The 7,208-nt window shown below is 71.2% G+C and carries 8 protein-coding genes; 2 read left to right on the forward strand and 6 right to left on the reverse strand.

Annotated features, from left to right (window positions below; all coding sequences use genetic code 11):
• Nucleotides 1-46 precede the first annotated feature (46 nt).
• From ccsB to ACFWEJ_RS25280, 5 genes are read right to left on the reverse strand one after another with little or no spacing between them, the layout of a single operon-like run.
• Nucleotides 47-1,036 carry a c-type cytochrome biogenesis protein CcsB gene (gene ccsB / locus ACFWEJ_RS25260; RefSeq protein WP_377231927.1) on the reverse strand — a complete coding sequence of 330 codons (990 nt, stop codon included), beginning with the start codon at nt 1,034-1,036 and terminating at the stop codon, nt 47-49.
• Nucleotides 1,037-1,038: 2 nt separating this feature from the next.
• On the reverse strand, nt 1,039-2,805 hold the full coding sequence (locus ACFWEJ_RS25265) for a cytochrome c biogenesis protein ResB (protein WP_377231928.1): 1,767 nt from the start codon (nt 2,803-2,805) through the stop codon (nt 1,039-1,041).
• Complete coding sequence (locus tag ACFWEJ_RS25270) at nt 2,805-3,611, reverse strand: cytochrome c biogenesis CcdA family protein (RefSeq protein ID WP_377231929.1); 807 nt, start codon at nt 3,609-3,611, stop codon at nt 2,805-2,807. The genes ACFWEJ_RS25265 and ACFWEJ_RS25270 overlap by 1 nt, the downstream gene beginning before the upstream one ends.
• On the reverse strand, nt 3,611-4,207 hold the full coding sequence (locus tag ACFWEJ_RS25275) for a TlpA family protein disulfide reductase (RefSeq protein ID WP_377231930.1): 597 nt from the start codon (nt 4,205-4,207) through the stop codon (nt 3,611-3,613). Before ACFWEJ_RS25275 ends, ACFWEJ_RS25270 begins: the two co-directional genes overlap by 1 nt.
• Nucleotides 4,207-4,854, reverse strand: a complete 648-nt coding sequence (locus ACFWEJ_RS25280; protein WP_377231931.1) for a histidine phosphatase family protein — start codon at nt 4,852-4,854, stop codon at nt 4,207-4,209. The genes ACFWEJ_RS25275 and ACFWEJ_RS25280 overlap by 1 nt, the downstream gene beginning before the upstream one ends.
• A gap of 147 nt (nt 4,855-5,001) precedes the next feature.
• Here ACFWEJ_RS25280 and aqpZ point away from each other — a divergent pair, with 147 nt between their 5' ends.
• Nucleotides 5,002-5,751 (forward strand): aquaporin Z, encoded by a 750-nt coding sequence (aqpZ, locus tag ACFWEJ_RS25285; RefSeq protein ID WP_377231932.1) that lies wholly within the window; start codon nt 5,002-5,004, stop codon nt 5,749-5,751.
• A gap of 107 nt (nt 5,752-5,858) precedes the next feature.
• Here the strand turns inward: aqpZ and ACFWEJ_RS25290 are convergent, their stop codons facing one another.
• Nucleotides 5,859-6,371 (reverse strand): MarR family winged helix-turn-helix transcriptional regulator, encoded by a 513-nt coding sequence (locus tag ACFWEJ_RS25290; protein ID WP_377231933.1) that lies wholly within the window; start codon nt 6,369-6,371, stop codon nt 5,859-5,861.
• 220 nt (nt 6,372-6,591) lie between these two features.
• Here ACFWEJ_RS25290 and ACFWEJ_RS25295 point away from each other — a divergent pair, with 220 nt between their 5' ends.
• Complete coding sequence (locus ACFWEJ_RS25295; RefSeq protein ID WP_377231934.1) at nt 6,592-7,143, forward strand: YceI family protein; 552 nt, start codon at nt 6,592-6,594, stop codon at nt 7,141-7,143.
• Nucleotides 7,144-7,208: the final 65 nt, after the last annotated feature.

The following is a 7,208-nucleotide window of genomic DNA, read 5'->3' on the forward strand; positions in this document are numbered from 1 at the left end:
GTGCCCTTGGTCTCTGGCCCTCAGGGTCTTGTGGTGCCCCCGGGGCTCACAGCCCCGAGTACGAGTGCTTCCCGTTGAAGATCAGGTTCACGCCGGTGAAGTTGAACAGCACGCACGCGTATCCGGCCACGACGAACCAGGCCGCACGGGACCCGGACCAGCCGCGCGTGGTGCGCGCGTGCAGGTAGGCCGCGTAGACCACCCAGACGATGAAGCTCCAGACCTCCTTGGGGTCCCAGCCCCAGTAGCGGCCCCAGGCGTCCTCGGCCCAGATGGCGCCGCCGATGACCGTGAAGGTCCACAGCACGAACGCCACCGAGTTCAGGCGGAACGAGAGCGACTCGAGGGCGGCGGGCGCCGCGGTGTGGTCGAGCCAGCCCCAGTGCCGGCTGCCGAGCACCGGCGAGCCGTTGTCCCGGGCGTCCCGCAGGAGCTGCAGCACCGACGCCACGAAGGCCACGGTGAAGATGCCGGTGGCACAGATGGCGACACCGACGTGGATCACGAGCCAGTACTTCTGCAGCGCGGGCTGGACGCCCATTGCCTCCACGAAGAACTTCTCCTGGGCCAGCACGAGGAACAGCACGCCGAGCCCGCTCACGAACGCGCCCAGGTACCGCGCGTCACGCCGGGTGTTCACACCAGCGAACACCGCGACGGCCACGAACGTGCCGACCAGCGTGAACTCGTACATGTTGGCCCACGGCGTGCGCCCCGCCGCGATGCCGCGCAGCACGATCGCGACCAGCAGCAGCGCCGCGGCCAGCCACGTCACGGACATCCCGATCCCGGCGAACTTGCGGTTCACCGGCCCGGCTGCGGCGACGGGGGCCGCGGACCCCGCGTCGATCAGGCCGGGCACGTCGTCCCCGGCCCCCGCGCCGACGCTCACCTTCTCGCGGCTCCGCGCCGCGTCCCGCGCGTCGACCTTCGCGCCGGACAGGCGCGAGAGGTCCACCGAGAACGCGATGAGCCCGATCGCGAGCGCCGTCGCGGCACCCCAGACGAGCAGCACGCTCAGGTTTGCCAGCTCCATGTTCAGTCCTTTTCCGATCCGGTCTCGATGCGCGGTTCCTGAGCTTGTCCAGTGGCCGCCTGTCCGGGTTCCGCTCCCGGCACCGCCCCCACGGCGCGGTCGACCTCGGCCTGGAGGCCGGCGTCGTCGCCTCGGGCGAGCCCCGCGACCTCGACCACCGTAACGCCGTCCGGCCCCTCGTACGCCCGCACCCAGACGCGTCGCCGTGGTGTGAAGAGCGAGACGGTGAGCCCCGCGAGCGCGAGCAGCGCGAAGACGAGCACGAACACCAGCGACGGGTCGTGCCGCAGGTCGAGGGCCACGTAGCGCGGGAGGTCCTCGCCGAGGGTCAGGGTGCCCAGCCCGTCCGGCAGGTCCACGGTCTCGCCGGGCCGCGCCAGCACCTTGACGCGCTCGCCGGAGTCCTCGAGGGCCGGGGTGAGCGACGCGGTGTCGAGCTCGTACACGTTCTGCGGCGAGCCGTCGTCGAGCCCCAGGTCACCCGTGTACACCTCGAGCACGAGCAGCGGGTCCACGGGCTGCGGGAACGCCGAGCGGGCCGACCCGTCCTCGTTCACCTCCGCCGTCGGCAGGAAGTAGCCGACGAGCCCGATCTGGTCCAGCCCGGGCGACACGTCCGGCACCTTCACCACGCCGCGGGAGGTGTACATCGTGTCCTCGGGGATGAACGTGACCCGGCCGGAGAAGGCGACCTCGCCCTTGGCGTCGTGCACGGTGATCTCGGGGGCGAAGCCGTTGCCCTGGAGGTAGATCTTGGCGCCGTCGACGACGATCGGGTGGTTCACCTTGATCTGCTCGGGCCGCTCCTCGCCGGAGGGCTCGGTCACCGTGACGTGCGCCGTGAAGTCGCGGGCCTGGGCGAAGGCCACGGTGTCGCTCGCGAACTCCGACTCGAACTTGTCGAGCGTCATCGAGAACGGCACCAGCGAGCCGGGGCGGAACCAGCCGCCCTTCTCGAAGGTGTCGTAGTCCACGACGGCGTTGGCGAAGCCGCGGCCCTCGGTGACGATGGCCTGGCCGCGGTAGTGCAGCATCTGGCCGGTCGCGACGGAAACGAGCAGGCCGACCAGCGCCAGGTGGAAGACGAGGTTGCCGGTCTCGCGCAGGTAGCCGCGCTCGGCGCTCACGGTGGCGGACGCCGGACGTCGGCCGCGGGCGGCCTCCTCGCCCCGGTCCACCCGGAAGGTCGGCAGCCAGGAGAGCCTGCCGCGCAGGCGGGCGGCGACGGCGTCGGCCGCCTCCTCGGGCGAGACGCCGGTGGTCAGCGTGGCCTTGGCCGGGAACCGGTTGAACCGGGACGGCACGCGCGGCGGGCGGCCGCGCAGGGCGCGGTAGTGCGCCGCCGAGCGCGGGAGGATGCAGCCCACGAGCGATACGAACAGCAGGATGTAGATGGCGGAGAACCAGACCGACGTGTAGACGTCGAAGAAGCCGGCCTTGTCGAGCCAGTCCCCGGCGGTCGGGTGGTCGGCGAGGTACTCGAGCACCCCCGCGGCGTCCTGGTTGCGCTGCGGGAGCACGGACCCGGGCACGGCGGCGACGGCGAGCAGCATCAGCAGCATCAGCGCCACGCGCATCGAGGTGAGCTGGCGCCACATCCAGCGCAGCGTCCCCACCAGGCCCAGCGCGGGCGGGGTGGGCCGCTCCGGCTTCTGCCCCTTCGGGTCCGACGCCGGCGTGTCGTGCGCCTCGCCCTGCTCGCCCTGCGTGAACGCGTCCGCGATGCCGTCGGGGACGTAGGTGCCTTCGTTGCGCGTGCGGCCGACCATCAGATCACCGTCTCGAATCCACCGATCCAGAGCTGCATGGCCCCGGTGATCTGCGTCCAGAGCCCGGTGACCAGCAGCAGCCCGACCAGCACCAGCAGCCCGCCGCCGATGCGCAGCGCCGCGAGGCGGTGCTTGCGCAGGAAGTCGAGCATGCGCTCCGAGCTCTGCAGGCCGAGGGCCACGAGCAGGAACGGCACGCCCAGGCCGACGCAGTACGCGATGCCGAGCAGGGCGCCGCGGCCCGCCGAGGCCTCGTCGATCGCGAGCGCCTGCACGGCGCCGAGGGTCGGGCCGATGCAGGGCGTCCAGCCCAGCCCGAAGACGACGCCGAGCAGCGGCGCGCCCCACAGGCCGGCGCGCGGCGTCAGGTGGAACCGGGCCTCGCGCTGCAGGAACGGGACGGCCCCGAGGAACCCGAGGCCGAGCAGGATCACCACGGCGCCGAGCACGCGGATGATCACGTCCTCCCAGCGCACGAGGTAGGCGCCCAGGCTGCCGAACGCGGCGCCGAACGAGACGAACACGGCGGTGAAGCCGAGCACGAACAGTGCGACGCCGCCGACCACGCGGCCGCGGGCCGGCTTGGTGCGCGTCGCCACGATCCCGGAGGTCGTGCCGGCCGAGGCCGCGGCCATGCTGCTCACGTACCCGACGTACCCGGGCACGAGCGGCAGCACGCAGGGCGAGGCGAACGACACGAAGCCCGCGAGCACCGCGACGGGCACCGCCAGGAGCAGGGACCCGCTCCAGACCGTACTGGCGAACCCGTCGCCGACGGCGGTGGCGATGGCGCCGGTCGTGAACATCAGGCGGCCTCCGCCAGGACCTCGTCGATGAGGGACTCGAGCGTGGAGTGCTCGGCCTGGCCGATGACGCGCGCGGCCACGTTGCCCTCCTGGTCCAGCACCACGGTGGTGGGCACTGCCTGCAGCGGCACGACGCCGTTCAGGCTCGCGATCACCTTGCCGCTGCGGTCCTCGATGCTCGGGTAGGGCACCTCGAAGGTGCGCTGGAACGCCTGGGCGGAACCGGCGTCGTCCTCGGTGTTGATGCCGAGGAACTGCACGCCGTCCTTCGACCCCGCGAGGCTCACGAGGTCGGGGGCCTCGGCGCGGCACGGCGCGCACGAGGCGTACCAGGTGTTCACGACCACGACGTCGCCCGCCCAGCCGGCGGTGTCGACGTCGTTGCCCTCGAAGTCGGTGCCCGTGATGGTCACGGGCCCCTTGCGCTCCCCGACGTCGTACGTCTGGACCGAACCGTCACCGGAGACGTACCCCTGCCCGACGACGTCGCCGGCGCCCGAGTCCTCCGGGCTGCACGCGGCGAGCGACACGACGAGGCCGAGCACGATGCCGACGACCACTACCCACTGGACCGCCTTGACGGTCTTGCCCCGCATCACGCGCCGGCGACCTTGCTCGCGCCGTCATAGAGCTCCGCGGCGGGCTCCGTGTAGTGCAGGCCGACGAACCGGTCGTCCTCGAAGTGCAGGGACGTCAGGGACGCGAGGTTGCACTGCCGGTTGCGCGGGTCGTGCCACAGGGTGCCGCCCTCGAGCGCCCGGCGGGTGAGCCAGATCGGGAGCTGGTGGCTGACCAGCACGATCTCGTGGCCCTCCGCGGCGCGGCGCGCGTCCTTGACGGCGGCGCGCATGCGTTCGACCTGCGCCCTGTAGGGCTCGCCCCACGACGGCCGGAACGGGTTCCACAGGTGCGGCCAGTTGCGCGGGTTCTTCAGCGCCCCGCCGGCGGGTCCGGCGACGACCAGGCCCTCGAAGCGGTTGTCGGCCTCGATGATGCGGTCGTCGGTGGCGAGCTCGAGGCCGAAGCCCTGCGCCACGGGGGCGGCCGTCTCCTGTGCGCGCTGCAGCGGGGAGGCCACCACGTGGGTCACGTCCCGGCCGGTGCTCGTGAGGTGGTCGGCGACGATCTTGGCCATCGCCTGGCCACGGTCGGACAGCCGGTAGCCGGGCAGGCGCCCGTACAGCAGGCCGTCGGGGTTGTACACCTCGCCGTGACGCAGCAGGTGAACCGTCGTGGAAACCATGACCCACAGTCTCCCATCCGACCCTGGGTGCCCGTGACCTCCGGCGAGTGTGCATTACGTCATCTCGCGCCGATCCGGCAGGGCCGACCTACATTCAGCGGAAAGGTTTCGTCATGAAACCGTCCGATGCAAGCAAGGGGGCTCCACATGAGTGAGACAGCATCGCCTGCCATGTACGCACGCCTGGCCGCCGAGGCGCTGGGCACGTTCGTGCTGGTGCTGGGTGGCTGCGGCACCGCGGTCTTCGCAGCCAACTTCCCTGACGCCGAGACCAACACCGTTGGCGTGGGCTTCCTCGGGGTCGCCCTGGCCTTCGGCCTCACCGTGGTGGTCGGCGCGTTCGCGCTGGGCCCGATCTCGGGCGGGCACTTCAACCCGGCCGTCACGCTGGGACTGGCGGCCGCGGGCCGGTTCTCCTGGAACGACGTCGGCGGCTACGTCGTCGCGCAGGTCATCGGCGGCGTGCTCGGCTCCAGCGTGCTGGCGCTGATCGCCCTCGGCGGGCCGGACGGTTACTTCGAGGCCGCGCGCGAGTCGGGCTTCGCGGCCAACGGGTTCGGCGAGCACTCCCCGGACGGTTTCGGGCTCGGCTCCGCGATCCTGACCGAGACGGTCCTCACCGCGGTCTTCCTGTTCGTCATCCTCGGCACGACTGCGCGGATCGCCTCGCCCGGGTTCGCGCCGCTGGCGATCGGCCTGACGCTCACGCTGATCCACCTGGTCTCGATCCCGATCACGAACACGTCGGTGAACCCCGCCCGCTCCATCGCCACCGCGATCTACGCCGGCGGCTGGGCATGGGGGCAGCTCTGGGTGTTCCTCCTCTTCCCGGTCCTCGGCGCCCTGGTCGCCGGGTACGCGTACCGCCCGATGTTCAGCCGCGTGCTGACCGAGTAGGACCGCCCATCCCCGCCTTCCACGTGTCAGACGCACAGGTCACCCGAAGGGCCTGTGCGTCTGAGACGTGCCTGGTGCCGCAGCCGGTCGCGTGCCGCGGGACGCGGTCAGTCGCAGAGGGCCGTGAGGCCTTCCTCCGTGCCGCCCGACATCTTCGAGGACGCCGCGACCTTGGCCATGATGCGTCCGAGCTGCGCGAACTCCTCGGGGTCCAGCGCGTCGACCATGATCCGGCGCACCGCCGCGACGTGGCCCGGCGCCGCCACCTCCAGCGCCGCGTAGCCGGCGTCGGTCATGGTGCAGTTCACCCCGCGCCGGTCGCCCTCCGCCGCCCGGCGCTCCACGAGCCCGCGCGCCTCCATGCGCGCGACCGTGTGCGTCAGGCGGCTGCGCGAGAGCACCAGGCCGTCCGCGAGCGTGGACATGCGCATCGTGCGCTCCGGAGCCTCCGAGAGCTGCACGAGCAGGCTGTACTCCCCGAGCGAGAGGTCGAGGGTCCGGTCGTGCAAGGCGCTGAGCGCCTCCACGAACCGCGCGGTCCCCTCGAGATAGTGCCGCCAGGAGCCCTGCTGCTCCTCGGTCAGCCAGAGATCGGAACCCTGGATCGTCTCCGCTGCCACTTCGCCCACCGCCTTCGTGCTCACCGAGCTGCCAGGATGGCCGGCCCGGGTGACGCCGTCACGCCGGGAGCCATGATCGCCCGCCGGCCCGAATGTGATCTGCGACGTGCCGGGCGCCCTCTAGGAATACGTTACGGGACCCGTTATGTTGGAACGCATCAGATCTAGTTGATCCCTCAACTATCTACCTCAACCGTCGAACCCACAAGGAGTCCCCCTGATGGCCACCCCGCTCCCCGCAGGTCTCACCACCGGCGTCTACGAGATCGACCCCTCCCACACCGCTGCCTCCTTCTCCGTCCGCCACGCCGGGATCGCGAAGGTGCGCGGCAGCATCGCCGTCACCTCGGGCACCATCACGGTGGGCGAGGACCTGGAGTCGTCGACCGTCACCGCCGAGCTGGACGCGGCCTCCGTGAGCACCGGCGACGCCGGTCGTGACGGCCACCTGAAGAGCGCCGACTTCTGGCACGCCGACGAGAAGCCGACCTGGACGTTCTCCTCGACCGACATCAAGGCCGACGGCGACGACTACATCATCTCGGGCGACCTCACCATCAACGGCATCACCAAGGGTGTCGAGCTGGAGACCGAGTTCACCGGCACCGCCAAGGACCCGTTCGGCAACGACCGCGCCGGCTTCGAGGCCAACCTCGAGGTCAACCGCAAGGACTTCGGCCTCACCTGGAACGCCACGCTGGAGACCGGCGGCTTCCTGGTGGGCGACAAGGTCAAGATCACGCTGGACGTCAGCGCGATCGCCAAGGGCTGAGCCCAGCCCCACCCCCGCTGAGTGCGGGGTATTTGTTGGATCAAGCTGCTTGATCCAACAAATAC

It is taken from the genome of Promicromonospora sp. NPDC060204, from assembly GCF_042728455.1.
Taxonomy (GTDB): Bacteria; Actinomycetota; Actinomycetes; order Actinomycetales; family Cellulomonadaceae; genus Promicromonospora.

Coding starts and splice junctions, on each gene's coding strand:
- ccsB (WP_377231927.1), bottom strand. CDS start 1,036: ATGGAGCTGGCAAACCTGAGCGTGCTGCTCGTCTGGGGTGCCGCGACG.
- ACFWEJ_RS25265 (WP_377231928.1), bottom strand. CDS start 2,805: ATGGTCGGCCGCACGCGCAACGAAGGCACCTACGTCCCCGACGGCATC.
- ACFWEJ_RS25270 (WP_377231929.1), bottom strand. CDS start 3,611: ATGTTCACGACCGGCGCCATCGCCACCGCCGTCGGCGACGGGTTCGCC.
- ACFWEJ_RS25275 (WP_377231930.1), bottom strand. CDS start 4,207: ATGCGGGGCAAGACCGTCAAGGCGGTCCAGTGGGTAGTGGTCGTCGGC.
- ACFWEJ_RS25280 (WP_377231931.1), bottom strand. CDS start 4,854: ATGGTTTCCACGACGGTTCACCTGCTGCGTCACGGCGAGGTGTACAAC.
- aqpZ (WP_377231932.1), top strand. CDS start 5,002: ATGAGTGAGACAGCATCGCCTGCCATGTACGCACGCCTGGCCGCCGAG.
- ACFWEJ_RS25295 (WP_377231934.1), top strand. CDS start 6,592: ATGGCCACCCCGCTCCCCGCAGGTCTCACCACCGGCGTCTACGAGATC.